The organism is Burkholderia sp. USMB20, from assembly GCF_000949135.2.
In the GTDB taxonomy this organism is placed as follows: Bacteria; Pseudomonadota; Gammaproteobacteria; order Burkholderiales; family Burkholderiaceae; genus Burkholderia.
This window is the reverse complement of sequence record NZ_JTAN02000019.1, coordinates 635822-662243: the sequence shown is the minus strand read 5'-3', so window position 1 is coordinate 662243 and position 26422 is coordinate 635822. Positions and strand designations below refer to the sequence as shown.

Here is a 26422-nt window from a genome sequence, read left to right as displayed (position 1 = left end):
GTCACCGTCCGAGGTAAGACTCGATCACCGCGTCGTCGCGCTTGACCTGGTCGAGCGTGCCTTGCGCGAGCACCGCGCCTTCGGCCATCACCGTCACGCGGCCCGTGTCGCCCGCGAGCGCCGCGACGAACTCCATGTCGTGCTCGACGACCATCATCGAGCAGGTGCCGCGCAGCGTGTTCAGCAGTTTCGCGAGTTCCATCGTCTCGTGGTCGGTCATCCCGGCCGCCGGCTCGTCGAGCAGCAGCAGGGCGGGGCGCTGCATCAGCAGCATGCCGATCTCGAGCCGCTGCTTCTGCCCGTGCGACAACTCGCCGGCCGCGCGATACGCGTCGCTTTCGAGGCCGATCAGCGCGAGCGTCTCCTCGATCTTCGCCTGCGCCGCGCGGTCGAGCCGCGCGCGCAGCGACGCGAGCCAGCCCTTGTCGGTCTGCATCGCCAGTTCGAGGTTTTCCCACACCGGATGCTGTTCGAACACGGTCGGCTTCTGGAACTTGCGGCCGATCCCCGCGCGCGCAATCGCGGGTTCGTTCATTCGCGCGAGGTCGATGGTCTGGCCGAGAAACACCTTGCCCGCATCGGGCCGCGTCTTGCCGGTGATCACGTCCATCATCGTCGTCTTGCCCGCGCCGTTCGGGCCGATCACGCAGCGCAGCTCGCCCGCGTCGATCGCGAGCGACAGCTTGTTCAGCGCGCGAAAGCCGTCGAAGCTCACCTCGATGTCCTCGAGGTAGAGGATCGTGCCGTGCGACGTGTCGATGCCGGGCGGCGCCACGCGGCCCATCGATGCGCTGCCGCTGACGGCCAGCAGCTCGTCCTCGGGCGGCGGCGTGAACTGGTAGAGGGCGGTGCCGTTCATCCGCGTTTCCCCTTTGCGAGCAGCGTGTCGACGAGGCCCATGATGCCGCGCGGCAGCAGAAGCGGCACGAGCACGAAGATCAGGCCGAGAAAGAACAGCCAGTATTCGGCGAAGTACGCGGTAAAGAGGCTCTTCGCGCCGTTCACCGCGAACGCGCCGACGATCGGCCCGATCAGCGTACCGCGCCCGCCCACCGCGACCCAGATCGCCATTTCGATCGAGTTGCCGGGCGACATCTCGCCGGGGTTGATGATGCCGACCTGCGGCACGTACAACGCGCCCGCGATCCCGCACAGCACGGCCGACAGCGTCCACACGAACAGCTTGTACGCTAGCGGGCTGTAGCCGAGGAACATCAGCCGCGTCTCGCCGTCGCGCACCGCGGTGACCACGCGCCCGAGCTTGCTGGTGACGATTGCGCGCGCGACGATGAACGCGAGCACGAGCGTCGCGAAGGTCAGCAGCAACAGCACCGTGCGCGTGCCGGGCGACGTGATCGGAAACCCGGCGATGCGCTTGAAGTCGGTGAAGCCGTTGTTGCCGCCGAAGCCCGTCTCGTTGCGAAAGAACAGCAGCATCGCCGCGAACGTCAGCGCCTGCGTGATGATCGACAGGTACACGCCCTTCACGCGCGAGCGGAACGTGAAGAAGCCGAACACCCACGCGAGCACGGCCGGCACGAGCACGACCAGCGCGAGCGCCCACGCGAGATGCTGCGTGCCGCTCCAGTACCACGGCAGTTGATGCCAGTCGAGAAACACCATGAAGTCGGGCAGGTCGCTGCCGTACTTGCCGTCGCGGCCGATCTCGCGCATCAGGTACATGCCGATCGCATAACCGCCGAGCGCGAAGAAGAGGCCGTGGCCGAGGCTGAGAATGCCGCAGTAGCCCCACACGAGATCGAGCGCGAGCGCGGCGATCGCGTAGCACATCAGCTTGCCGGCGAGCGTCATCGCATACGCGGACAGATGGAACGCGCTCGACTCGGGCGCGACCAGCGCGGCGAGCGGCACGCCGATGCCGATCGCGACGCACAGCGCGACGAGCGCGAGCCATGCGCGACGCGACAGCAGCGCGGGGCGGGGCGGCAGGCCGAGCGCGAATTTTTCTTCCGCACGCGCGGCGGCAGCGGGCTTCGGCGCGTCGGCGATCGGCTTCGACAACGAATCGGTGATTGAAGTCATGTCAGGCCTCCGCGCTGCGTCCCTTCGGGGCGAACATGCCCTGCGGACGTTTCTGGATGAACAGCACGATCATCACGAGCACCGCGATCTTCGCGAGCACGGCGCCCCAGAACGGCTCGATCGCCTTGCTGACGAGACCGAGCCCGAAGCCGCCGAGCACGGTGCCGGCGATCTGGCCGACGCCGCCGAGCACGACCGCCATGAACGAATCGATGATGTAGTTCTGCCCGAGGTCGGGGCCCACGTTGCCGATCTGCGACAGCGCGCAGCCGCCGAGGCCCGCGATGCCCGCGCCGAACGCGAACGCATACGCGTCGACGCGCGCGGTCTTCACGCCGACGCACGCGGCCATCCGGCGGTTCTGCGTGACCGCGCGCACGAACAGGCCGAGCCGCGTCTTCGTCAGCACGCCCCACGCGACGCACACGACCGCGAGCGCGAACGCGAGGATCGCGAGCCGGTTGTACGGCAGGATCAGGTTCTGCATCACGGTGACGCCGCCGCTCATCCACGACGGGTTCACGACCTGCACGTTCTGCGCGCCGAACAGCATGCGCGTCGCCTGGATCAGGATCAGGCTCACGCCGAAGGTCGCGAGCAGCGTCTCGAGCGGGCGGCCGTACAGGTGCCGCAGCACGAGCCGCTCCAGCACGACGCCGACCAGCGCGGCCGCCGCGAACGAGACGGGCACCGCGACGAGCGGATACCAGTCGAACGCGGCCGGCGCGTAGCGCTGGATCAGCGTCTGCACGACATAGGTTGCGTACGCACCGATCATCAGGAATTCACCGTGCGCCATGTTGATCACGCCGATCAGCCCGTACGTGATCGCGAGGCCGAGCGCCGCGAGCAGCAGCACGCTGCCGAGCGACAGGCCCGCGAACACGGTGCCGGCGATTTCGCCGCGGCGCTGCAGCGCGTGCAATGCGTCGAGGCCTTGCTGCGCGGCGTCGCGCACGCGCGCGTCGGGTTCCGTGTAGCTGCCGTCGGCATTCTTCGCGACGAGCGGGCGCAACTGCTCGATCATGTCGAGGTCGCGGCGCGCGGCCACCACCTGCACGGCTTCCAGACGCTTCGCCGGATCGGCGTCGTGCAGCGCGGCGATGGCCCACAGTGCGTCGAGGCGGCGCTTCAGCGCGGGATCGGTTTCCTTCGCGCGCGCGCGATCGATCATCGGCTTGAGCGCCGGGTCGGGCGACTTCAGCAGCGCATCGATCGCGTCGCGGCGCGCGGCGCTGTCGGGCGACGCGAGTGCGAGGCCCGACAGCGCGCCGGCGATCTTCGTGCGCAGCAGGTTGTTCAGCATCACGGGCTGCGCGTCGCCGGCCGGCGTCGCGGCTTGCGTGAGCGCGTCGTGCGCGGTGTCGCCGGTCTGGATCAGCAGGCGGCCGTCGCCGGTCGCGAGCGCGTCGCCGCTCGACAGCGCATTGAGCAACGCGACGGCGCGCGGGTCGGCATCGGCGGCGAGACGGTCGACCGCGGCCGTCTTCGCGTCGAAGTCGTCGCCGGCGAGCGCAGCCGTATCGGCGGCCGTCAGGGCGAACGCGGCGCGCGGCAGTGCGCCCGCCAGCGCGGCACAGGCGACGACCGCGACGGCGGCGCGGCGAAAGCGTGTAGGCATCGGGAGATCCTGTCGGGCGTGGGAAAGCGGGTTCGTGCGGCGGTGCGCGTGCGATGCGTTACGGTGAGTACCGGCATTCGCGCACCATCCTGCAAGCGGAGCGCCACGCCGGTGCGCAGCGCCCCGCATCGCATCAGGCCAGCGCCGCGCGCTGCCGGCGCAGGAACGCCGGGATCGAGCTGACGATGTCCGGCTTGCCCTGGTTGCCTGCGATGAACGGGCTCCACGGCTGCGCGCGCACCGCGGTCTTCGTCTTCCACACGACGTTGAATTGCCCGTCGCCGCGGATCTCGCCGATCATCACCGGCTTGTGCAGGTGATGGTTGCCGTCCATCGCGAGCGTGAAGCCCGAGGGGCCGGCAACCGTCTGGCCGATCATCGCGACGCGCACCTTGTCGACGTCGGTGCTCTTCGCCTTTTCGACGGCCTGCTTCCACATGTGGATGCCCACGTAGGTTGCCTCCATCGGATCGTTCGTCACGCGCTTCGCACCGCCCGGCAGGTTGTTCGCCTTTACCCACGCGGCGAACTGGTCCTTGAACTTCGTGTTGGTCGGGTTCTTCACCGACATGAAGTAGTTCCACGCGGCGAGATGGCCGACGAGCGGCTTCGTGTCGATCCCGCGCAGCTCTTCCTCGCCGACCGAGAACGCGACCACCGGCACGTCGGTCGCCTTGATCCCCTGGTTGCCGAGTTCCTTGTAGAACGGCACGTTCGAATCGCCGTTGATCGTCGAGACCACGGTCGTCTTGCCGCCCTGGGCGAAGTTCTTGATGTTCGCGACGATCGTCTGGTAATCGCTGTGGCCGAACGGCGTGTAGACCTCCTGAATGTCGGCGTCCTTCACGCCCTTCGATTTCAGGAACGCGCGCAGGATCTTGTTGGTCGTGCGCGGATACACGTAGTCGGTGCCGAGCAGGAAGAAGCGCTTCGCGCCGCCGCCTTCCGCGCTCATCAGGTACTCGACGGCGGGGATCGCCTGCTGGTTCGGCGCGGCGCCCGTGTAGAACACGTTGCGCGACATTTCCTCGCCTTCGTATTGCACCGGGTAGTAGAGCAGGCCGTTCAGTTCCTCGAACACCGGCAGCACCGACTTGCGCGACACCGACGTCCAGCAGCCGAACACGCACGCGACCTTGTCCTGCGTGAGCAGCTGGCGCGCCTTCTCCGCGAACAGCGGCCAGTTCGATGCGGGATCGACGACCACCGGCTCGAGCTTGCGGCCCATCACGCCGCCGTTCTTGTTGATCTCGGCGATCGTCATCAGCGCCGTGTCCTTCAGCGACGTTTCGGAGATCGCCATCGTGCCCGACAGCGAATGCAGGATGCCGACCTTGATCGGGCCCGTGCCCGCATCGGCCGCGTGAGCGAACGGACTCTTGCCTGCCAGCGCGAGTGCACCGGCCATCGAACCGAACTTCAACAGACTGCGACGTTTCATCGGGATCCCCTTGTCATGTTGGATGTGCGTGCGCCGTGGCGGCGCCGGCATCGGAGTAACGCAAGGCATGTGCCAGTCGCGCCGATGCACGCCAGGCGTGCCTGTGCGGGGCGCCGCGGGGCGCCGGCGCGGTGCGCATGACGCGTCGTGCAGCATGCGCGATCCGTTGCGGTGCGCTCGTGCGGGCGCAAATGGTGCACGGCTGGGGCCCGGGTTCGAGCGCGTGCGCCGCACGTCGAAGGGGGGCGGCGCGTGATCGATGCGCACGCATCCGGCGTGTCGTGTCGGCGTCGCGTGCACACGGCTTGGTCATGAAGTGCCAGGGGAAGGGCGAGGCGCTCCGCTCGACGGGTGCGTTGCCCGGGTTCTCGCCGCCTCGCGTCATCGAGCGGACGCGGATGGCCGGCGTGCGGAAACAAACGAAAGAGGATGGAACGGTGCAGCAGAAACGCAAACGGGCGCGCGATGCGCGCCCGTTCGGCGGGACTGGAGCGATCGGCTATTACTCGCCGGTCGCCGCGGCGGCGCGCGATGCGCCGCCGGGAAGGTCAGTAACGCGGTACGGACGGATCGACGTCACGCGACCACGCGTCGATGCCGCCCTGCAGGTTGTACAGCTTCGTGAAGCCGCGCGATTCGAGGAACATCGCGACCTGCGCGCTGCGCATCCCGTGATGGCACACGCAGACGATTTCCGCTTCGTCGTCGAGCTCCTCGCTGCGCGCGGGGATCTGCTGCATCGGGATCGACACGCTGCCGGCGATCTGCGCGGTCGAGATTTCCCACGGCTCGCGCACGTCGAGCACGACCGGCGCGGGGCGCGCCGGATCGTGAAGCCATTCCGCGAGCATCGCGGGCGTCAGGATCTGCATGGGGCCGCCGCTCAGAACTTGAAACGCGACGGTTCGATCGCGTTGACGAGGTGGTCGACGTAGGTTTCGAATACGTCGGCGACGCGGTACTGCTTGTCGTCGATGCGCGTGATGACCTGCGCCTTCATCACCGGACGGCCGCCGACGAACGCCGACAGGCGGCCGCCGATCTTCAGCTGTTCGAGCATCTGCTGCGGCACGACCGGCAGGCCGCCCGCGACGCAGATCACGTCGTACGGCGCCTTGTCGGGCCAGCCGAGCGAGCCGTCGCCGAGCGCGACTTCCGCGTTCGTCACGCCGTCGTTGCGCAGGTTGTCGGCCGCGAACTTCGCGATGGCCGGATCGATCTCGACGGCCGTCACGTGCTGCGCGCGATGCGCGAACAGCGCGGCCAGGTAGCCCGAACCCGCGCCGATCACGAGCACGTTCTCGTGCTTCTTGACCGCCAGTTCCTGCAGCACGCGCGCTTCGACGCGCGGGAACAGCATCTTGCTGCGGCCGCCGGGCAGCGGCAGCTCGAGGTCGGCGAACGCGAGATCGCGGTGTTCGGGCGACACGTAGTGTTCACGCTTGACGATCGACAGCAGGCCCAGGACGTCCAGATCCAGCACGTCCCACGGCCGGATCTGTTGTTCGATCATGTTGAAACGCGCGTTTTCGATATTCATGGTGTGGTCACGCAGCCAGGTCGGCCATCAGCGGGGATAGAGAAACTTCGTGATTGTACCAAACGGGGCGGCGGCGAAGCCTTCAGACGGCCTGCAACAGACCTTTACGCCTTGCTCTTCTTGATCTGCGCCTCGAACGCGAGGTCGAGCTTGCTCGCCTTGCGCGGCTTTTTGGGGCCGAATTCGTCGACGAACCTGACGAATTCGTCGAGCGGCAGCGGCTCGCTGCGTTTCTCGGCGGTGCCGCCGGAGCGGTCGACCAGGTAGAACAGGCCGCCCGCCATCGCGACGGCGGCGAACTGCGGGTTGCCGGAACGGGTCTTCAGGCGTTCGACCGCGTGGGTTGCTTTGGTGGTGCGCATCGTGCGGGTTCTTGCAGGGGCGTGGAGCCCCTTACTTTATCAAACCGGCCGCCCGCATGCGGCCGTTCGGTGTCAGACGGTGCGCGAGTAGCGTTGCCGCGGCGTCTGGCCGAGGTACGCGTCGAACGCCATCGCGATGTTGCGTACGACCATCCGGCCGGCCGGATGGATCGTCAGGCGGTCGCCGGCGACGGTCAGCAGGCCGTCCTGCTCGAACCCGCGCAGCGCGTCGAGCTCGCGCGCGAAGTGATCGGCGAAGCGGATCCCGTGCGCCGCCTCGATATGCGAGAACGGCAGTTCGAGGTTGCACATCAGCTGCGTGATCACGTCGCGGCGCAGCCGGTCGTCGGGCGTGAGCCGCACGCCGCGCGCGATCGGCAGCCGGCCCGCGTCGAGCGCGGCGCCATAGGCCGGCAGGTCCTTCGCGTTCTGTGCGTAGACGTCGCCGACCTTGCCGATCGACGACACGCCGAAGCCGATCAGATCGGTATCCGCGCGCGTGCTGTAGCCCTGGAAATTGCGTTGCAGCGTGCCGTTGCGCTGCGCGCGCACGAGTTCGTCGGACGGCCGCGCGAAGTGGTCCATCCCGATGTACACGTAACCGGCCTGCGTCAGCATGTCGATCGCGAGGCCGAGCAGTGCGATGCGCGTTGCGGGCGGCGGCAGCGTCGCGTCGTCGATCTGCCGCTGCATCTTGAACAGGTGCGGCATGTGCGCGTAGCCGAATACCGACAGGCGGTCCGGCGCGAGCTCGATGATCGTCTCGAGCGTGCGCGCGAACACGGCGACCGTCTGGTGCGGCAGCCCGTAGATCAGGTCGACGCTGACCGATTGGAAGCCCGTCGTGCGCGCGGCCGACAGCAGGTCGGCCGTCATCGCGAGCGGCTGGATCCGGTTGATCGCCTGCTGCACGACCGGATCGAAATCCTGCACGCCGAGGCTCAGCCGGTTGAAGCCGATGTTGCGCAGGTGGACGAGCGTCGCGGGCGTGACCGTGCGCGGGTCGATCTCGATCGAGAACTCGGCGTCGGCGTCCGGCGCGAGCGCGAAATGTTCGCGGGTGGCCGCCATCAGCTCGGCCGTTTCGTCGTCGGACAGGAAGGTCGGCGTCCCGCCGCCCCAGTGAAGCTGCGTGACCGGGCGCGCGGGATCGAACAGCGCGGCCTGCAGCGCCAGTTCGCGCTTCAGTTGCTCGAGATACGGGCGCGCGCGGCGGCGGTTGTTGGTCGCGATCTTGTTGCAGCCGCAATAGAAGCAGGCCGTGTTGCAGAACGGGATGTGAAAGTACAGCGACAGGTCGCTCGCCGACGCGCCGGGATCGCCCGCGGCGCGCACGTAGTCGGCCGGGTCGAATTCGTCGCGGAACTGCAGCGCGGTGGGGTAGGACGTATAGCGCGGCCCGTTCGCGCCGTACTTCGCGAGCAAATCGGGACGGAACAGTGTGTCGGCAGAACCGGAACTCATGATGGTCTCGCGCTTTTTGGATGCTTTGGAGTATATGAACGCGCGTTTCGGCTGCATTGTGTAATAACGTCGCAGCCGGCGGTGGCACAATGCGCGGTGGGCTGCCGCACGCTGCGTCCGGTTGCCGCACCGTTTTTTGTTGTTCGTGAGAGAGTCGAGTGTCCGTCGAAATGCCTGTCCGTCCGGCGCCCGCCGAGGTCCCGCCGCCGCATGCGTGCCGCGAGGGGTGCGGCGCATGCTGCATCGCGCCGTCGATTTCCTCGCCGATTCCGGGGATGCCCGACGGCAAGCCGGCCGGCGTGCGCTGCGTGCAGCTCGGCGACGACCTGCGCTGCCGGATCTTCGGCCGGCCCGAGCGGCCCGCGTGCTGTTCCGGGCTGCAGCCGTCCGCCGAGATGTGCGGTGCGTCGCGCGACGACGCGCTCGCGTGGCTGACGCGCCTCGAGATCGCGACGCAGCCGTCGCCCGGCGCGGCCCGCTGACGCGCTGCCCGCGCTGTCGCGCTGTCGTTTGCCGGCGCGCGCATGGAACCGGCGACGCGCGTCGAAGCACTAACTTCGGTCCCCAGCGCCACATGGGGCGGAGCCGATTACCGGACTGCCGCTTCGCCCGATACAGGAGATTGTCCAGCATGACCGCATCTTGCACGCCCGGCCGGCGCCGCTTCCTCGCCGCTTGCGCCGGCGCCATCGGCGTGTCGGTATCGCTCGCCGCCTGTGCGTCGACGTTCCCGTTCATTCCCGATCACTACACGTTCTCGCGCGGCGACGTGCAGAAGGCCGTCGCGCGCAAGTTTCCGTACCAGAAGACGGTCGCGCAGGTCGTCGACGTGTCGCTGGCGAATCCGGCCGTCAACCTGCTGCCCGACCAGAACCGCGTCGCCGTGCAGCTCGATGCGCATTTCGCGAGTCCGTTCCTGAGCGAACCGGTGAGCGGCAAGTTCACCGTGTCGGGCCAGCTGGCCTACGACGCGCCGAGCCGCTCGGTCGTGCTGAAGGCGCCGGCCGTCGACAGCCTCGTGCTCGACGGCAACGCGCAGATGTACGCGCAACAGGTCGGCGCGGCCGCCGGCCTGCTCGCGACGCAGGTGCTGACCAACTATCCGATCTATACGTTCAAGCCCGAGCAACTGCAATTTGCCGGCGTGAACTACGAACCCGGTACAATTACGATTCTTACAAACGGCATACGCGTGGCGATCGTCGAAAAGTGACGGCGCACCGCGCGCGGCCGGGCGGGCCGCGGCGGTGACGCGGCCCTTTCTTTCGACTACTTCGGAGTTGGGCCACGGATGGACTGGATCCTGATCTGCAAGGCATTGATCCTCGGCGTCGTCGAGGGGCTGACGGAATTCCTCCCGGTGTCGAGCACCGGCCACCTGATCGTCGCGGGCAGCTTCCTGAATTTCAACGATGCGCACGCGAAGACCTTCGACGTCGTGATCCAGTTCGGCGCGATTCTCGCGGTCTGCTGGGAATACCGGCAGCGGATCGTGTCCATCGTGTCCGGGCTGCCGAGCCGGCCCGACGCGCAGCGCTTCACGCTGAACGTCGTGATCGCGACCATTCCCGCGATCGCGCTCGGCCTGCTGTTCGAGAAGAAGATCAAGGCCGTGCTGTTCTCGCCGGTGCCGGTCGCATTCGCGCTCGTCGTCGGCGGCGCGATCATCCTGTGGGCCGAGGCGCGGCAGCGCGAACGCAGCGAGCCGCCGCGCGTGCAGTCGGTCGATGCGCTCACGCCGCTCGATGCACTGAAGGTCGGCCTCGCGCAATGCTTCGCGCTGGTGCCGGGCATGTCGCGCTCGGGCTCGACGATCATCGGCGGGATGCTGTTCGGCCTCGATCGGCGCGTCGCGACCGAATTCTCGTTCTTCCTCGCGATTCCGATCATCTTCGGCGCGACGCTCTATGAAACCGTCAAGGACTGGCAGGCATTCACGGTCGACTCGCTCGGCCTGTTCGCGCTCGGGCTGGTTGCCGCGTTCGTCAGCGCGTTCGTGTGCGTGCGCTGGCTGCTGCGCTTCGTCGCGACGCACGACTTCACCGTGTTCGCGTGGTACCGGATCGCGTTCGGCCTGTTCGTGCTGCTGGTGGGCTACAGCGGGTGGCTGAACTGGGCGTGATGCCGGTGCGGGGGCGAGGGCGCTTCCAATGACAAACGGCCCGATCGGCAGCAGATGCCGGTCGGGCCGTTTGTCATTGCGCGGCGCGCAGCGTGCGTCGTGCTGCCGCGAGCCGTGGTCAGCCGGCGCGCTTGCGGAACACCAGGTCCCACACGCCGTGGCCGAGCCGCAGCCCGCGCCGTTCGAACTTCGTGACGGGGCGGTAGTCGGGGCGCGGCGCGTAGTCGGCGGCCGTGTTTTCGAGCGTCGGTTCGGCGCCGAGCACTTCCAGCATCTGTTCCGCGTAGTTCTGCCAGTCGGTCGCGCAATGCAGGTACGCACCCGGCTTCAGGCGCGATGCGAGGTGCGCGACGAGCGGCGGCTGGATCAGCCGGCGCTTGTGGTGACGCGCCTTGTGCCACGGATCCGGGAAGAAGATGTGCACGCCGTCGAGGCTTTCCGGCGCGAGCATGTGCTCGAGCACTTCGACCGCGTCGTGCTGGATGATGCGGATGTTCGGCAGGTCCTGCTCGCCGATCAGCTTCAGCAGCGCGCCGACGCCCGGCTCGTGCACCTCGACGCCGAGGAAGTCGTCGCCCGGGCGATGCGCGGCGATTTCCGCGGTCGACGCGCCCATCCCGAAGCCGATTTCCAGGATGCGCGGCGCGCGGCGGCCGAACACGGCGTCCCAGTCGGGGATTTCAGCGGCGTACGGCACGACGAAGCGCGGGCCCAGATCGTCGAGCGCGCGGCGCTGGCCGGTCGACACGCGGCCGGCGCGCGTCACGAAGCTGCGGATGCGGCGTCGGTGCAGCGGATTGACTTCGTCGGCGCTGTCGGCGGCTTCGTCGGGAAGGGCGGCGTCGTCCGGCGGCAGGCCGGCTTCGTTCGGATCGTCGTGCATCATCGGTGACAGAGAAAGGCTTGGTTCGGGCGCGGGCCCGTTACGCCCGCTACGCGCAGCGGTGCTGCCGGATGGACAGGCAGATGGTACAAAAAAGCCGCCTTCGACGAGGCGGCTCTTGCGCAGGCTGCCGAGCAGCCGAAGGTGGAGCGGGCGATGGGAATCGAACGCTCGCAAGAATCTATCCGCAAGCCATTGATTTGAAAACGTAAAAGAGAGGGCGTCTTTGCCCCACTCAGACTTTGTTAGAGCGCATTGTAGCAGAGCGGCGGGAGCGCGGTGGCGGTCCGTCCTTGCTTTCCTCCCAGAAAGGCATCGTCGGGATGCAACGTTTTCAGGGCACGAGTCGCATTGTTATCATTCGTCAACGGTGGTTCAGTATCATCTGCTGGAAGCAAAGCGCGGTAACAGCAAGCGTTGTCGGAACCGGTGTCATCAAAAAATCAGCATAGGGGTAGCGAGAGAATGGAATCCTTCACGATAAGAGAAATACTCGACTCGGTTTATCGAGGCCAAATCAGAATCCCGGCGTTTCAACGCGGGTTCGTCTGGGAGCCGGATCGAGTGGCTTTTTTAATCGATAGCATTTACAAGAAATATCCGTTCGGTGCATTGCTCTTTTGGCGGACGAGCGAACGGCTGCGCACGGAAAACCGGCTTGGTCCGTTTGATTTGCCTGAGCCAAGAGCCGATTTTCCAATCGACTATGTGCTTGACGGGCAGCAACGCGTAACTTCAATTTTTGGCGTCTTTCAGACGGAGTTGCAGAAAGATTCCGAAACTTGGAAGGATGTATATTTCGACTTCACGCAGGCGCATGACGTGCAAGAATCTCAGTTTTTCGCACTTGGCGCGGACGAAGTCGATCCGACGAAGCATTTCCCGCTGCGTGCGATTTACGATACAGCCGAGTATCGAAAATTGACCCGCGGTATGAGCGATGAGGTGGCGGCGCAGATCGACGCTATGCAGTCAGTGTTTAAGGAGGCGAGAATCCCGGTTCAAAGCTTTCGGACGGAAGAGAAAGAAAAGGTTGCGATCATCTTTGAGCGCATCAATCGTCAAGGTGTGCCGCTCGACACGCTTCAACTTCTCTCGGCTTGGACCTGGAGTGAAGACTTCCGCCTGCAAAGCGAGTTTGACGAACTCATCGACGAACTCAGCGATTACGGATTTACCGAGTTGTCCAATGACATAAGCTTGTTACTTCGTTGCACCGCTGCAATCCTTTCTGGGTCATCGCGCCCTGAGAGCCTTGTCCAATTGAACGGGGCGGTTGTCCGGGAGCGCTTCCGAGAGGTAGTCAATGGTATAAAAGGTGCCCTTGATTTTATAGCGTCGGAATATCATTTGCCATCGATCGACAATCTTCCGTATCAGAATTGTTTGATACCGTTATCTGTCTTTTTTGCGGCTCCAGACAACGCTGAGGTCGCATGTAATGACGTGCAAAGGCGACAGATAAGTCAGTGGTTCTGGCGGTCTGCTTTCGCGGAGCGATACAGTGCTGGTGTGCTCCGACATCTTGATGCGGACATCGAGGAAATGCGAAAGCTGAAGGCGGGCGGCGAGTCGCAACTGGGGATGTTCCCGGTTGAGGTTCAGGATGCATATTTTGTGAAAAATCGCTTTCTTGTTAGTTCTGTTAATACAAAGACTTTTGTGGCAATTCTTGCGCAAAACCAGCCGCGGAATTTTGTAAGTGGAATTTCGGTTGATTTGAGTAAAAAATTGCAAAGATACAATAGAAAGGAATTTCATCATCTTATGCCAAAGGCTTTCTTGGCTGCGAGCGGACAGACCGCGATCAACGAGAATGTGTTGGCGAACTTCTGCTTTATATCGCGTGCAGATAATCGGGCGGTCGGTGGAGATGCGCCGAGCGTTTATAAGCAGAAAATGCCGGCCGAACAATTGGGGGCGATTCTTGAATCTCACTACTGTCCAAATGCCCTGTTCGATGACAATTACGAGGCTTTCGTAAAGCTAAGGGCTGTCGCGCTCGCACAGAAAGCCCGGCAGCTGTGCAATATCGATGCATAACCCAATAGTGGGCGGCGGCATTGGTAGGACCGCGGTAATGGTGCCGCGGTTTGCCGGCCGCGGAAGTGATGCTTAGAGCATGTCGATTATGCGGTCGGAGTCAGGGTCTCCGAGCAGTGCACAGCATCAATCCGTTCTAAGAGTCGGCAGAGCTGGCCTCGGTGCCATTGACCGCCGTTCGCCGTTCTGATGCCGAGAGCGTTCAGCTCGGCCACCATGCCACGCTGAGAGAGGTTCCGCGCCCGGAACCCTGCCACCATGCCTGCCAGTTTGCCCGCGAACGCGTCGGCGGCGCGCTGGCGGGCCTCCACGTTCGGTTTGAGGTTCGCGGCTCCTGCCGTCCCGAGCTTCACGCCACGCGCCTTTGCTGCCGCCAGAGCGTCCTTTGTTCGCTTGCTGATCTGATCGCGTTCCCACTCGGCCATTACGGCGTGCATTTGGATCATGACCTTGTTCGCTTGCGGCATGTCGGCGGCTACGAAATCGCATCCGGTTTCCAGCAAGCCAGACACGAAGTGCACGTTGCGGGCGAGCCGGTCGAGCTTTGCAATGATGAGCGTCGCCCCGCGCCGCTTGCACAACTCCAGCGCGGCACGAAGCTGCGGACGCTTCTCCAGAGCATTCGCACCCTTGCCGGTCTCTGTCTCGGTGAACTCGCCTACCAGTTCCCAATCGCCACCGTTCAGGTAGCGGGCGACCGCCTCGCGCTGTGCGTCGAGACCCAGACCGGACATGCCTTGACGCGCAGTGCTTACCCGGTAGTAAGCGACGAACTGACCTTGTGCCATTTGTTCCTCTCGATGCTGGCCTCACGACAAGACGAGCGTTTAATGTGAGGCCAGTATAACCGAAAGAGAACTTATATAAATCAAATATTGAATAGTTTTTGAGTGGTATGTAGAATGACTCCATCGAAAATTGAGAAGGAGCAGGACGTGGAACTTTTGAGCAGCAAGGCGGCAGCCGAATGGCTGAATGAGGCTCTGCCGGGGGAGTCGGTTGGATATTGGCAACGCTGGCTGACCAACAATCGCAGCCAAACGAGGCGCGTGCCGTATCGCATTCCGTTCCAATCGGTAGTGGGCTTCAAGGCCGCTCACTATGACGTGGTCGAACTTGCCCGGTTTGTCGAGTTCGAGAAGCAACGGCAACTCGGCAGCGTCACGCTCACGGGGCGCGCGGCTGAAGTCATGCGCGCGTATGGCATCGGCGAGAAGGGTGGCAGCACGACCGGCAGGAAGCTGAAGGTGTCCGGTATCCACCCGCAGGTGGACGAGGCCGGGAAGCCATATGTCCAGCTAATCACCGATGACCCTCTGATGGTCTACCGGATCGAAGTGGCGGAAGCAGTGGCCGTCTTGGAAGAACTGTCGGCAGCCGTTGACGCCTGCAAACGAGCTACGGCATAAGGGGGAAAGCATGAAGGTCAAGGAAACCATCTATCCGGCGGGCGAAACCGCCTTGATTCTGCGCCAGTTCCTCGGCGCAATGCGGTCATGGGATGATGCGCTCGCAGACATGCGGTCGGGGAAAACCGATGTGTGCGGCCATGTGCTTACGCCCGCTGCAAAACATTACGACGGGCGTGCGTGGCGTCCAGCGTATGCCCTCAGTGCGATCAAGGCGTTTATCAGGAACGTCCACGCATCGACAAAGCTTGCGGTCGTGAAGCAAGCGCCGAAAGGGTTCGTTGTGGAATTTGACGATGCCATCCATTGGCGGTATCAAAAAATCCCGAAAGCTCCGGCTCTGGCTGCGCGGACCTAGCATCATGGCCGCGCTTCAGAACTTCCGGCGAAAGGCTTGTGTGGACTGGCTGGACGTGAGGCTTCGCACCGCACGTCCAACCCAGTTCCAGCACGTCCAATCTGCGCTCGATGCAGCGGGTGCCGGGAAGCTCCACGTCCGCGCTATCGACGATGGCCCCGGTGGCGTCGCGGATACGTTCGTTGTGCGCGTTACCGACCGGCTGGCGAACCACTATGCGGCACTGAGCAAGGCACTCGCGGAGTTCGCCGAGCGGTATCCACTCACTCACGAACCGGAAATCGTAGCGATTGAGGTCGCGTGCGACTTCTTGCACACCGAAGAGGCAGAGCGAGAGGTCGCGACCCGCGCCATGACCTACCGCCTTCAGTCGAGCCTACTTACCGACGGAAGCCGCCCCCGCCAGTTTGATCCTCAAGTCTGGGTCAACCGCTTCATGGATGTTCCAGGAAGGCGACTAGACCCGCTCCTAAACTACCGTGAAGGCAACAAGGACGATGACGTGTCGTGGCAGTGCTACTGGAAGCGCACCGACAACAATAAGCAACCGTTACCGCCGAACGAGTGGCGCGCACGCGTCGAAGTTACATTGAAGGGCAATACACTCAGGAGCACCGGCTTAGTGAAGCTGGCTGACCTCGACGGATACAAGTTCACGGACCTTGTGCGCTTCTTCCGGTTCCGCACGCCCATTACCCCTGAAGCGCAAGCCAAAGGCGACCGGTTCAAGCTTGCCGCGATCACGATAAACAGGCGCTTGAACGACGCAACGCCCGAACGTGGCCTGCACAGCTTCCGATCATTGGGGCGGCGCGATAGGTGGCAGAAACTACGACGCGAGAGCAGTCACCTGCAAGCTGACAACGAGCTTCAAGACGCAATCAAGGGTGCACTGCGGCGTCTAAAGGTCTGATCGGCTTTCGCAAAAAATCGGGACAAACGGGACCGGTCAACGCGGGTGAAACCCTTGCCGGGCGTGAAAATCGCGTAACCGGCCTAATAACTGTAGACATATACCTCTTTCATACCGTAGCCATATCAGCGGCGTGGTTCACCCTGCAATACCGCTTCCTCGTGAGCACCAACAGCGTGCTCGGTGAGCCTTTCCAAAATCTGCTTGAAGTCGGCCATCATTTCCCTCTGGTTTTGGACCAGCTCCGTCTGCGCATCGCGCTGCTGCTGTGCAGCGGCGGCGTCAACGGGCCAAGCCCTGACTTCCATCGGCAACGTCTTTTCACCCGACAACACGCTGAGTGCTAGCCTTCGCACAGCCTGTTGCTCTAGCTCCACTGCACCATGCGCTTCGGGAGAATAACTGCCAGCCTTGAGCTGTTTGCGGTCGAACTTGAAGTTGGTCGCTGTCGCGAGTCGTTCCAGCAAATTTGTGAACAGCTCGTCTCCGCGACCATTCCAATCACGAAACTCGGCGTCGTTCTTCGGCCGTCGCTCCTCTGGCACGCACAGGTGCTCATAATAGTCATGCCACGCGTCCAGCACCGCCTGATGCACTTTGCGACGCACGGTGACACCAAGCACGCGACGACCATAAAAGGCGAGATCAATAGAGTTGAGTGCCCGAACGTGCTCCATCGAAATGCGTGATTGGCGCGTTGCCATTAGGGTCGTGAAGACGAGTGCTCGTCGGTTTGTTGCTTCGCGCGCTCGTTCCACCCACTTCTGTGCCTGCACGGCTAAGATCGGCCCGGCGATCGTGGCTCCGACCATTACCCAATCTTTCGCTTCAAGCCCCCACATTTTCTTCTCCTCGTTCTCGTCCCCGCTTGGACCGCAGTCTATCAGGGCGATGGTGAATGCACGGAGGGGGTTAAAGAGTTGATATGCGAGCACCCAGCCCCGAGAGAATGAAACGCAGCACTGCCACCACGCAACAAAAAATGGCGTGCGGGAAACGGTAAGCAAGTCTTAGAGGATGGAGCCGACCTTGAGGGGATACCGTGTTTCAACGGGCAGCGGTTTTTGACGAAACCTTATAGGGAGCGCCGGGAGGGAGCACCCGGACCCGGACGCTCCCGATAAGCCTGCGGCTCTATGCGCGGTTACATCTGGCTCCGGTGCGTGACCCGCACCATCCTGCCATTCTTGTCGAAAAGCACGGCAACGTGCGCCGACGAGCCACCGACCACTGAGCCTTGCGTATAAATCCATTGCAGCAAAGTGCCGCCATTCACTACCGCTGACGACGATGCGGGTTTGCCGAGCGCGGTTTCTGCATCCTGAATCGTGGTCACGCCCGGACGCATCGAGTCCACCGCGCTCGGATCGAACTTATGTCCGATAGTCATACAGGCGGTCAGCGTCAATGAAGCAAGGGACAGCACGGCGATTCTTTTGATATTCATTTTGTTTCCCCGATTTGTGCCGCGATTGCGGCGAGTGCTAGATCTTCAACGCCGTTCGCGTCGGCCTGCCGCCACCTTCTGACGCGCTGCGCACTTGATGGCGGCCAGAGCATCGTCAATCCTGAGCGGCGCTACGCCAGTGAGTGCCGGGAAGTGCAACCGGGCAAAAATTTCTGCCAGCTCGTCGGCGTCGCGGTCTTTCGCATAGCGTTTCCCGCTCTGCGTCTTGCCGCGCTCATGCCCGGCCAATTGCGTCATCACGCGTTCAGGCAGCTCAAGCCGTTCAAGCGCTGTAATGAACGTATGCCGGAACGAGTGGAAAGTCTTCATCCCGTTCCGCTCGATGCCGAGCCTGTTGCCGAGAAAGCGCTCGTTGAACCACGATCCAGCCGGTTTGCCGTAGCCCTTCACGGGGTCACGCTTCAGCTCTGGAAACAGGCGGGTATGGCCCGCCCGCCTTAGCCTCTCGACATACTCAGGCAAGCCGAGACGCACCAGCTCTGCATGTATCGGCACGACTCGTTCGGCGTTGACCGTCTTCAGCGACTTGTCGGGCACGTCCTCTACCTTGTCGCCGTCGAGGTTGAAATCCAGATACCACACCCCGGCTTCAGACTGCCGTATGTCGTCTAGGTAGAGCTGCGACAGCTCATTGATACGCGCACCGGTCAACAGGCCCAGCAGCGGCAACCAGTAGTAGTGCGGTCGCCAGTGCGTGAAGCCGTTCGCCCTGACGGTTCCCGCACCACGCTCGAACCAGTCCTGTGAAAAGATGCGGTCCAGCTCGTCAGGCGCAAACGTCTGCCGGTCGTCCTGCGGACGCGAACCTGCACCCGCACTGCGCCCACGCTTGTAGTCTGCCGCCGGATTGAAGCGCATCATGCCCGCCTTGACGCCGTAGCCAAGAATCTCGCTCAGGTGCCCGACGTGGCGCTTCACGGTATCCTCGTTCTTGCGTTTCAGCCCGTCGCGCTTGGCAAGCTCTATCAGCTCGTGGAGGGTCTTGGTCTCGCCGGTCGTGCGGCGATAGTTGCGCCGTGACTGGTAGATGTCTCTCGGCAGTAGGGCGAGCAGCCGCGCGAATTCCAGCACGGTCTCTTTCTCGATGTCGCCTAGCGCTGGATCACCCATCAGGCCCGCGAACAGCTCGGCCTCGGTCGTGTTGCGTTTCGCCGTGCCAACGCTCCAGTCCCGGTCTTTCCGATACAGCTCGAACAGCTCCGAGAAGCGCTTGGAGCCGTGCCGCGCGGTGATCGGATCGTGGATGATGGGCGTCGCTATGCTCGGCGTCACGACAGGGCTTGCTGACGGCGTCGGCGGCGTCGTCGTGGCAGTCGGCACGACAGGGCTTGCTGGCGGCACGGACAAGGCAAGGCGGGCACGCACCTTCGCAATGGCGGTCTTGGTCGTGACGCACTCGGACAGCGACACTTCCAGCTCGTCATCCAGAATGACGGCGGCGTGCGCACCGTGCCGCAAAACGGACTCGATGGACTTCGCACCGACGACGAACCGGCCAAGCGTGGCGCGCGTATCGAGGAACCGCACCATACCGGAATGGGTCGTCTCGACGCCTTTGCTCTCAACGTCATTCAGGACGAGGCCGCCGTCATAGTCGCGCTCGATGTCGTTCAAGTCAGGAACCGCCCAACCGCGTAGACCTTGAACGTGCGTATAGACCTGCGCCCGGTCATTGAGCAGTTCGCCAGCGAGTGCGCCGGGTGAGATGCCGATAGCGTCCGCCGCCGCCGTTATTGAAATCATGCCGTCGCCAGCAATCAGCGGGCTTTCGTTCCTGAGTTTTTCCGCGTCCATCGCCTGAAAATGTGTGCGCCAGTGAAGCTGGATTCTAAGCGCCTCAGTCTTCGCAACCGCCAGACTTCGGACGCCGGTAGACGTGTGTATTTCCGTCCTGCCGACGAACTCGCGCAACCGCTTGGGGACGACAAGACGCACTGCGTAGATGCCGCTTGGACGGCGATACAGGCAGGAGATACCCTGCATGACGGACCACCAACTGTAGTAGTCTCGCGGAGTATTCGTGCTGTCAGGACCGTAACCGGAACAAAATCAACCGGTTAGGTTCGAGGTGGAGCGGGCGATGGGAATCGAACCCACGTCATCAGCTTGGGAAGCTGAGGTAATGGCCATTATACGACGCCCGCAGAACGCGTAATTCTACAGGGGTTTGGGTGGGGATGGCAAGCGGGTGATTCTGGTCGCTGGTATCGAAACTGGCATGGCTCGGCGGCGAAGCGGTGGCGTCGCTGGCGGGTATTTGCATTCGCTGCAAGATGCAACGATGACCAGGGCCGGCTGCTCGGACTGGTTTCCGCCCTCGCCATTTGCGCCTCAGCAAGCGCAGCCCTACTCCAATGCTCCTCCAGTGGTAGGATCGCCGGAAAAAAACGGGGAATGCGATGAAACACCACAAATGGCTAATTGCGCTGCTAACGCTCGCTGCCGTAGCCGGTGCGAGTGTGTATTGTCACTATCCAGCCACGGATGCTGCAAGTGCGGCTGCTTGGGTGCAGGCCGCGGGGTCAATCGGCGCGATCCTCATCGCAATCTGGGTTGCTAACAAGCAATATCGAGATACCCGAGAGGCCGAGGTGCGGCATGCGGCCGACGACGCCCGGAAAGAGTTGGCGGAGACGCTGGCTTTCGTGCAGGCGATCAGAGAAGAGATTAATGCAATTTGGGAAGGCTACAACGTAGGCGCTCGCCAGCAGCTACTGGCTGTACCGGAGGGCGGATTCTTCGACGCAATATTTCCGGTCACCACGGAAGCATTCACGGTGTATAACCGAGCGTCCTCGCAGGTTGGTAAGATCGCGGATGAAGAACTCAGACGCTTGATTATCGTGACCTACGCTAAGGCCAAGGGGCTGATCTACTCTTTTCAGTTAAACAATCATCTTGTAACGGACTTGATGAATTTTGATGTGTCTTATCATGGTCAAGACCGGGACGCACGCATTCGCCGGAAGCACGCCATACTTGTTCAATACGCTGATCAATTAAAGAGTCGCGATAGGCTGGTGCACGAATCGATGATTGCTTTGTTGCAACGGGGTGATGAGTGGCTACGTTCCGAACGGTAATCAACGTCGTTTAGACGATCAAGTCTTTAGTTGGGCTCTTTGCTGTGCCGACTGCGGAACTGCCGAGAGAGTCGGTGCATGAGCGATACTCAACACCACGGCGATTTCGTTTCCCAGTCCCCTTGCTCGGATGTGATCAACACGTGGTTGGCGGATGTATCACGATGCGAAATGGCTGGTTTTGCCGAGTGGGAATCACGTTCACGGGCGTCGGGCTGAAATCGCGGTGATCGGTGGGGCAGTACACCGGCGAGATGTTCACGGGAAACCAACTCCTTGGACGTGAAGCAGGCTCCGGATCCAAATCGTCAAGATTCGGGATTATTTCGTCAGCGTTGAGCGGCACCATCGGCTCACTGCCATGTGGCAGGTGAACCGAGGAGGAATCCAGCATGGAAAAGCACGATCTCGACAACCACGCCGATCAACTGAACCCGAACAACGACGCCTATTGGCAGTCTCGTGGCGAGGACGAGCGGCCGGACGACTGGGAAGAACGCTTGGCTGATGAGTAAAAAAGTTAGGCACTCTGACCCGATGCACCCACCGTCGAGGCTTCCATCAAGCGTTGGCGGTGGGCCAGGTAGTCGTCTGGGTCGAGGAGCAGGACGCTGCGGTGCTGTCCTCGCTTCTTCCAAGTGACACAGCACGTCTCAAGCATGATGGCCGCGAAATACAGCGGCATGGGTATCGGAGGGGGATGCTGCTGGCGTTTTGGCGTGCAGCATGCCTCCAACCAAAATCGCGCGAAGTCTGCAGCGGTCATTGCCTTCTGTCCAGATCTCCACTGTGCCAAAAGGCCAGCGGACACGGAAGTGGTCCAGCACGCCACCTCCTTCCAGGACGGTCGTTTGCGCGGCCACTGGCCATTACGCCAGCGGTAGATCAGGCGAACACTGAAGTCCAGCAGCAGCGCTACTGGCAATTCGACCAAACCGCGCCGGCTTGGTCGGCCCGTCTCGACGGCGGCACGAGGGGACAGGCGCGGAAACAATCTGGTTACCACCGAGCCATCGATGGAATCTGACCAGACAGGGCCGAGGTATCTCTGCATGCAGATATCAAAGATCGCTAGCAGGGAGATTAAGCAATGTACGCCGATCAGAGCGATGAGGGGTGTTGCCTCCTCCCACGATGAGGTCTGGGCGAGTTCCGCAAGCGCTTGTCGCTCAGAATAATCTGCCACGAGTTGGCCTTCCGCACGGTCAAAGTGCTCAGCGTCGAAGACGGAACAATCACGTAATATCCGCCCAATTTGGACAGGCGGCATATCGTTGCGATACGCATGTTCCAGATTCCAGATCAGTCTGTCGATCTCGATGGCATGAGAGATGGCTTCTTCGCCGCCGCCAAATCCGTAAAAGACAGCATAAGTAAAATCGGCGTAGGCGGTCGGAAAGTCTGAGCGAAGGCTGGGGAACCCGGCTTCGAACTCCGCAATTTCCTCGGATTTCCATTGCTTGCGGCGGAGCTGCGATCGCATATTTGCGATGCGACGTTGCATCGCGCGATCGAGGGTGGACTGACGCTGCACCCCTAGCCGCAGCTGCGATCTCGATAGTCCCGTGGTGTGCTGGATAAAGGATGCCCCGGACATATTGTGAGCACGGGCAAGCACCTTTAGGTATGCTTGGCATAGCACATCCGCAGGTGTCATTCCGGCGAAGTATTGACGTACCTCCGCGATCGATTTCGGCTCTTTAAGCTTTCTATGCAGGATCCGCAACGGTGGGTTGAGTGAGGGACTGGTCTTCATCGCGTTCGCATGTCGACATGCTCGAATGGGACTACACGTTCATGATAAACAGATTGGAGATCGTGCGGCCGCCTGTTCTGACATTTTCGCGAACTGCCCGTAGTTGAAAGCTGCCCGCCGTTGTGCTGATTGTGGAGGTGCCGGGATAGTCGTCGTATGGACGACATTCAACGTCCCGACGATTTCCCACCGCTGACCATCGAGCAGATTCGCGAACTGGCTATGGCAGTTCGTGAAGATTTCGACAGCGATCTTTCTCGAGCAGATTTCACCGAAAATCTGTTGATGCTCCTCGAAGATATCCCAGGATTCGAGACGGACCAGGTGAATGCGAGGCGCATCGAATCCGCGTGGGCGATATACACCAGCAGTTGGCGCGAATTCTGAACCTTCTATTCGCGTTCCAGTTCAGCGACCTTTCCATAGAGTGTTTCTCGATGCGCGGAAGCGTCTTCCGAGAAGTGAAGGCGCCGATGGCAGTTTGGGCAAACGGCAACCGCATTCGTCACCGTATCTGATCCGCCGTCCGCCAGCTTTCGGAGATGATGGACTTCGAGAAATGGGAAGCCGTCAGCGCCGATAAACGGAGCCGGCTGGTCACACGCCTCGCAAGTTGCCTCCGCCCGGTCAAGCACCCAAGCCTTGACCTGCGGATTCCGGACGAAGCTGGTAGTTGTCGAATTGGTCCTCTCGGGCGTCTTGCTTCCGTCCGGGCGTTTTTTCAGCGTCCTGCGGGTTTTGGCTACGACCACGGCCTCGGCAGCCCGAGGTGATTCATGTCGGCCTTCCAATTCCCCGATGAGCGCTTCTATCTGCCCAGCGACCCTCACCCCGACATTCTTTGCCGGGGGTAGTCCTTTGATCCAGTCTCGCCCCATGAGTGCCAGGACATAGGAGATGTTCTGCATCCGGTACTCGCAAGATTTTTCTGTTCGACCAATCTGGCTGGAAAGGTCTCTGTAGATCTGCTTTTTTACAACCGATTGCCCATCCCGGAAACGACGCGCCATGTCGAGGTACGCAGCAACGGAGGCTCGTAATTCTGCCTCCGTCCAATCAGCTTCAGGTTTGCTTTGCAGCAGGCCTTCCAAACTCGCAGCCGACTCGGGAGTTAGCTCTCGAACGGTGCGCATCGCTTGACCGTTCACTGTGCCGTCCTCGTTGAGGGCAATTGTCGCGGCCTCGCCGGTTCGTGTGATAAACCGCAATGTGGTCGCTAATTCAGTCGGCACTGGCCGGATCAGCAATGGCGTGGATGATCCATCTTCAGAAATCAGATATTCAGCCGCATCCCAGGTGGCCACGGCGGGCTTACCTTGCTCAGCTTTGATGACTACTTCTTTCACCGTAAACGCCCCAAGCAAGCGTAGCTGTCCCTTCAAGATGTTAGTTACATAGACACGGCTGCCGCTTTCGACTTTTCCGTTGTACCCCGTGCCACCTGCAGCTCGAATAGGGTTGCCCTCGCCAATCGCAGTCCAGCCATCCGGGGTCCAGTAGATCGTAAATGCTTTTGTCAATTTGATTTTTCGTTCAATGGGGGCGCCGTCTGCCAACGTGCCGATGCGTTTGGGAATAGAACGATATATATCTGGGGCTCGCCCAGAAGGTAGCAAATCCAGTTCGGCTTTGCCATAGGGTAGGTTCTGGGGAGGCAATAGTTTCCCTCCCTTTGCGTTGTCGTTCGCCGAATATCAGGAGATGGTGGCGGCATGGACGACATCAAACACCACGACGATTTCCCGCCGCTGACCACCGACCAGATTCAGGGGTTGGTGGAGTCTATTCAAGATGCGTTCGGCGGCAATTTCTCGCGCGCCGAGTTCATGAACCATCTGCGGACTCTGCTCGAAGACGTACCGGGATTCGAGGTCGGCGATGTCCCTGGGGCATTGATCGAATCGGCATGGGCCATCTATTCCGGCGATCGCTCATGAGCCGACCACTATTCCAACTCGGCCAGGTCGTTGCGACGCGTGCCGTGGCTGCGCATCTTGAGCAACACCGCATTGCTGCCGCGTTGTATCTAGATCGGCATGTCCACGGCGATTGGGGTAGTGTACCTGCCGAGGACGCACGGGCTGACGCTGAACCAGAATTAGTCCCGGTCGGAAGTGGAGATTTCCGGCTTGGTTGAGTTGTCAGGCGAGGCGGATTCCCTTGCCTGACGGGCGAATTCTGCGGGTGTCATCCACTGCAATGCGGAGTGGGGACGAACCTCGTTATAGTACGTGCGCCAGTCGTCGATTTTGCTCTGCGCGTCGGCCAATGACAAGAACCAATGTGCGTTCAGACACTCCTGCCGGAAGCGCCCGTTGAAGCTTTCGACCTTGGCGTTGTCAGTGGGCCTCCCCGGTCGGCTGAAATCCAGTTCAACGCCATGTTAATAGGCCCAGCGATCCATTGCCTTAGAAATGAACTCGCTGCCATTGTCGACCTTGATCGTGGCGGGGTGCCCGCGCATGGCAGTAATACGCGTCAGCGCTTCGACTACATGCTCCCCCTTCAGACTTTGTCCGACCTCGATGGCCAGGCATTCCCGGGTGTAGTTGTCGACGACGGTCAGTGTCCGTAGACGTCTCCCGTCGAACAGTGCATCCGCAACGAAATCCGTGCTCCAGATTTCGTTGATCGCGGTCACGATATGCTTGGGCTGTCGCAGCCGAGCCGATTTGTTGCGTCGTGGCCGCTTATGCCGCAGTGAAAGGCCCTCCGCCCGATACAGCCTGTAGACGCGCTTGCAGTTATCTCGCCAGCCTTCCCGTCGCAGGACCACGTGAACGCGCCGATACCCATAGTGCACGCGCGTGGCGGTGATTTCCTTGATACGCATGAGCAGCGCCGACGAATCACGCTAACCGACTGATACCGATACAGCGAACGAGACATGCCAAACAACGCGCAAGTCTTCGTCAGGCTGGTTCGATAGCGATCACGCAATTCATCGATCAACATGCGCCGACGGGCAGGCTTCAGAGCTTTTTTGCGAGTACGTCCTGCAGCATGGCCTTGTCCAGGCTCAGGTCCGCCACGAGCCGCTTCAACTTCGTGTTTTCCTCTTCGAGCTGGCGCAAGCGGCGCAACTCAGAAGGCCCCAGCCCTCCGAATTTCTTCTTCCAGTTGTAGAAAGTCGCCTCGCTTATTCCGAGCTTGCGGCAGATCTCCTCGACCTTCGTACCCAGCTCGGCTTGCTTCAGGGCAAATGCGATCCGCTCTTCCGTAAACTTGCTCGTCTTCATGGCATGGCCTTCGTGTCCGCGTGGACACATCATGCCGAATTTCTCTACTTTTGCACCGGACTATTTCTTGGGTCAGGGTCACCGGCCTTGAAACCGGCATTGCCCGGTGGCGGTGCGATCGATCGCCGGTAATGAGCGTCAAGAATCGGCCTGCGGCGGTCCGTCAACGCAAGGCCGTCCGGAAAATGCGCTGGCGGCGCGCCCGCATGCGGGCCCGTGTCGAAAATGGACGAGTCGGTGTCGGACGCATACAAGCTGAGGTGCAGCTTTCGAACTAACGTGACAGACCTCTTACCCGATCGTTAGTCTGGAGCTGACATGTCCGATTTCATCACCGTTCTGCGCAAAACCTGCCCGACCCCGGTCCTCGACGCGACCAAGTGGAAGCGCATCGGCGGCGATCCGCACACCGTGAACCTCAACGCCTACGTCTCCAAGGACGGCAGCAAGATCATGGGCACCTGGATCTGCACGCCGGGCAAGTTCGAGGTGAACTACGAGAAATGGGAGTACTGCCACTTCCTCGACGGCTACTGCATCATCACGCCGGAAGGCGAGGAGCCGGTGCACCTGAAGGCCGGCGACGTGTTCGTGATCGAACCCGGCATGAAAGGAACGTGGGAAGTGGTGGAGACGGTGCGCAAGTACTTCGTCTTCGCGTGAGCGTGTGGATCGGT

Annotated in this window: 27 protein-coding genes, 1 tRNA gene and 1 pseudogene; 12 read left to right on the top strand and 17 right to left on the bottom strand. The window is 62.1% G+C overall.

Annotation, left to right across the window (positions count from 1 at the left end; genetic code table 11):
* Nucleotide 1 precedes the first annotated feature (1 nt).
* The 8 genes from urtD to hemN all read right to left on the bottom strand — a co-directional run bounded on the left by urtD (nucleotide 2) and on the right by hemN (nucleotide 8471).
* The gene (gene urtD, locus PL79_RS27655; protein ID WP_044846261.1) at nucleotides 2–859 is read right to left on the bottom strand and encodes an urea ABC transporter ATP-binding protein UrtD; all 858 of its coding nucleotides are present in this window, start codon (nucleotides 857–859) and stop codon (nucleotides 2–4) included.
* The gene (gene urtC / locus PL79_RS27650; protein WP_044846260.1) at nucleotides 856–2043 is read right to left on the bottom strand and encodes an urea ABC transporter permease subunit UrtC; all 1188 of its coding nucleotides are present in this window, start codon (nucleotides 2041–2043) and stop codon (nucleotides 856–858) included. Before urtC ends, urtD begins: the two co-directional genes overlap by 4 nt.
* A 1-nt stretch (nucleotide 2044) precedes the next feature.
* The gene (gene urtB, locus PL79_RS27645) at nucleotides 2045–3664 is read right to left on the bottom strand and encodes an urea ABC transporter permease subunit UrtB (protein WP_052664717.1); all 1620 of its coding nucleotides are present in this window, start codon (nucleotides 3662–3664) and stop codon (nucleotides 2045–2047) included.
* 133 nt (nucleotides 3665–3797) lie between these two features.
* Nucleotides 3798–5105 carry an urea ABC transporter substrate-binding protein gene (gene urtA / locus PL79_RS27640; RefSeq protein WP_044846259.1) on the bottom strand — a complete coding sequence of 436 codons (1308 nt, stop codon included), beginning with the start codon at nucleotides 5103–5105 and terminating at the stop codon, nucleotides 3798–3800.
* A gap of 548 nt (nucleotides 5106–5653) precedes the next feature.
* Entirely contained in the window at nucleotides 5654–5977 is a 324-nt protein-coding gene (locus PL79_RS27635) for a rhodanese-like domain-containing protein (protein WP_044846258.1), read from the bottom strand.
* A gap of 11 nt (nucleotides 5978–5988) precedes the next feature.
* Nucleotides 5989–6645, bottom strand: coding sequence for a protein-L-isoaspartate O-methyltransferase family protein (locus tag PL79_RS27630; RefSeq protein WP_044846257.1), 657 nt, complete (start codon nucleotides 6643–6645; stop codon nucleotides 5989–5991).
* Between the two features lie 104 nt (nucleotides 6646–6749).
* Nucleotides 6750–7007 (bottom strand): hypothetical protein, encoded by a 258-nt coding sequence (locus tag PL79_RS27625; RefSeq protein ID WP_044846256.1) that lies wholly within the window; start codon nucleotides 7005–7007, stop codon nucleotides 6750–6752.
* Nucleotides 7008–7079: 72 nt separating this feature from the next.
* Nucleotides 7080–8471 (bottom strand): oxygen-independent coproporphyrinogen III oxidase, encoded by a 1392-nt coding sequence (hemN, locus tag PL79_RS27620; protein ID WP_044846255.1) that lies wholly within the window; start codon nucleotides 8469–8471, stop codon nucleotides 7080–7082.
* Nucleotides 8472–8641: 170 nt separating this feature from the next.
* Between hemN and PL79_RS27615 the strand changes: the two genes are divergently transcribed.
* The 3 genes from PL79_RS27615 (at nucleotide 8642) to PL79_RS27605 (ending at nucleotide 10593) form a co-directional block, all read left to right on the top strand.
* A complete protein-coding gene (locus PL79_RS27615; RefSeq protein WP_044846310.1) occupies nucleotides 8642–8953 on the top strand; it encodes a YkgJ family cysteine cluster protein in 312 nt (103 codons plus the stop codon).
* A 149-nt stretch (nucleotides 8954–9102) separates the two neighbouring features.
* Entirely contained in the window at nucleotides 9103–9684 is a 582-nt protein-coding gene (locus PL79_RS27610; protein ID WP_044846254.1) for a DUF1439 domain-containing protein, read from the top strand.
* A 78-nt stretch (nucleotides 9685–9762) separates the two neighbouring features.
* Entirely contained in the window at nucleotides 9763–10593 is an 831-nt protein-coding gene (locus tag PL79_RS27605; RefSeq protein ID WP_044846253.1) for an undecaprenyl-diphosphate phosphatase, read from the top strand.
* A gap of 118 nt (nucleotides 10594–10711) precedes the next feature.
* Here the strand turns inward: PL79_RS27605 and trmB are convergent, their stop codons facing one another.
* On the bottom strand, nucleotides 10712–11479 hold the full coding sequence (trmB, locus tag PL79_RS27600) for a tRNA (guanosine(46)-N7)-methyltransferase TrmB (protein WP_044846252.1): 768 nt from the start codon (nucleotides 11477–11479) through the stop codon (nucleotides 10712–10714).
* Nucleotides 11480–11941: 462 nt separating this feature from the next.
* Between trmB and PL79_RS27595 the strand changes: the two genes are divergently transcribed.
* Nucleotides 11942–13519, top strand: a complete 1578-nt coding sequence (locus PL79_RS27595) for a GmrSD restriction endonuclease domain-containing protein (protein WP_044846251.1) — start codon at nucleotides 11942–11944, stop codon at nucleotides 13517–13519.
* 86 nt (nucleotides 13520–13605) lie between these two features.
* Here PL79_RS27595 and PL79_RS27590 read toward each other — a convergent pair whose 3' ends face one another.
* On the bottom strand, nucleotides 13606–14307 hold the full coding sequence (locus PL79_RS27590; RefSeq protein WP_044846250.1) for a recombinase family protein: 702 nt from the start codon (nucleotides 14305–14307) through the stop codon (nucleotides 13606–13608).
* A gap of 114 nt (nucleotides 14308–14421) precedes the next feature.
* On the opposite strand from PL79_RS27590, the gene PL79_RS27585 reads away from it, so the two are divergent.
* From PL79_RS27585 to PL79_RS27575, 3 genes are read left to right on the top strand one after another with little or no spacing between them, the layout of a single operon-like run.
* Complete coding sequence (locus tag PL79_RS27585; protein ID WP_235879343.1) at nucleotides 14422–14928, top strand: hypothetical protein; 507 nt, start codon at nucleotides 14422–14424, stop codon at nucleotides 14926–14928.
* Nucleotides 14929–14938: 10 nt separating this feature from the next.
* Entirely contained in the window at nucleotides 14939–15286 is a 348-nt protein-coding gene (locus PL79_RS27580; RefSeq protein WP_044846249.1) for a hypothetical protein, read from the top strand.
* Nucleotides 15287–15290: 4 nt separating this feature from the next.
* Nucleotides 15291–16199 (top strand): hypothetical protein, encoded by a 909-nt coding sequence (locus PL79_RS27575; RefSeq protein WP_044846248.1) that lies wholly within the window; start codon nucleotides 15291–15293, stop codon nucleotides 16197–16199.
* 125 nt (nucleotides 16200–16324) lie between these two features.
* Here PL79_RS27575 and PL79_RS27570 read toward each other — a convergent pair whose 3' ends face one another.
* From PL79_RS27570 to PL79_RS27555, 4 genes are all read right to left on the bottom strand, one after another.
* A complete protein-coding gene (locus PL79_RS27570) occupies nucleotides 16325–17041 on the bottom strand; it encodes a DUF6680 family protein (RefSeq protein ID WP_235879342.1) in 717 nt (238 codons plus the stop codon).
* 302 nt (nucleotides 17042–17343) lie between these two features.
* Entirely contained in the window at nucleotides 17344–17646 is a 303-nt protein-coding gene (locus PL79_RS27565; RefSeq protein WP_052664715.1) for a hypothetical protein, read from the bottom strand.
* A 45-nt stretch (nucleotides 17647–17691) separates the two neighbouring features.
* Entirely contained in the window at nucleotides 17692–19650 is a 1959-nt protein-coding gene (locus tag PL79_RS27560; RefSeq protein ID WP_044846247.1) for a site-specific integrase, read from the bottom strand.
* Between the two features lie 86 nt (nucleotides 19651–19736).
* Nucleotides 19737–19811: transfer RNA gene (locus PL79_RS27555), tRNA-Gly, on the bottom strand.
* Between the two features lie 255 nt (nucleotides 19812–20066).
* Here PL79_RS27555 and PL79_RS27550 point away from each other — a divergent pair.
* Together PL79_RS27550 and PL79_RS36940 are read left to right on the top strand one after the other, a co-directional pair.
* Entirely contained in the window at nucleotides 20067–20750 is a 684-nt protein-coding gene (locus PL79_RS27550) for a hypothetical protein (protein ID WP_135801156.1), read from the top strand.
* 392 nt (nucleotides 20751–21142) lie between these two features.
* The gene (locus tag PL79_RS36940) at nucleotides 21143–21265 is read left to right on the top strand and encodes a hypothetical protein (RefSeq protein ID WP_021157059.1); all 123 of its coding nucleotides are present in this window, start codon (nucleotides 21143–21145) and stop codon (nucleotides 21263–21265) included.
* A gap of 5 nt (nucleotides 21266–21270) precedes the next feature.
* Here PL79_RS36940 and PL79_RS27545 read toward each other — a convergent pair whose 3' ends face one another.
* On the bottom strand, nucleotides 21271–22506 hold the full coding sequence (locus tag PL79_RS27545; RefSeq protein WP_135801155.1) for a hypothetical protein: 1236 nt from the start codon (nucleotides 22504–22506) through the stop codon (nucleotides 21271–21273).
* Nucleotides 22507–22662: 156 nt separating this feature from the next.
* Here PL79_RS27545 and PL79_RS27540 point away from each other — a divergent pair, with 156 nt between their 5' ends.
* The gene (locus tag PL79_RS27540; protein WP_044846244.1) at nucleotides 22663–22893 is read left to right on the top strand and encodes a hypothetical protein; all 231 of its coding nucleotides are present in this window, start codon (nucleotides 22663–22665) and stop codon (nucleotides 22891–22893) included.
* Nucleotides 22894–22898: 5 nt separating this feature from the next.
* On the opposite strand, the gene PL79_RS36770 is transcribed toward PL79_RS27540, so the two are convergent.
* Nucleotides 22899–24164, bottom strand: coding sequence for an HNH endonuclease (locus PL79_RS36770; protein ID WP_235879341.1), 1266 nt, complete (start codon nucleotides 24162–24164; stop codon nucleotides 22899–22901).
* A 54-nt stretch (nucleotides 24165–24218) separates the two neighbouring features.
* Between PL79_RS36770 and PL79_RS27530 the strand changes: the two genes are divergently transcribed.
* Entirely contained in the window at nucleotides 24219–24443 is a 225-nt protein-coding gene (locus tag PL79_RS27530; protein ID WP_044846242.1) for a hypothetical protein, read from the top strand.
* Nucleotides 24444–24604: 161 nt separating this feature from the next.
* Here PL79_RS27530 and PL79_RS27520 read toward each other — a convergent pair.
* Nucleotides 24605–25745: pseudogene (locus tag PL79_RS27520) on the bottom strand (IS3 family transposase).
* A 318-nt stretch (nucleotides 25746–26063) separates the two neighbouring features.
* Here PL79_RS27520 and PL79_RS27515 point away from each other — a divergent pair.
* Nucleotides 26064–26408, top strand: a complete 345-nt coding sequence (locus PL79_RS27515) for a cupin domain-containing protein (protein WP_027783759.1) — start codon at nucleotides 26064–26066, stop codon at nucleotides 26406–26408.
* Nucleotides 26409–26422 lie beyond the last annotated feature (14 nt).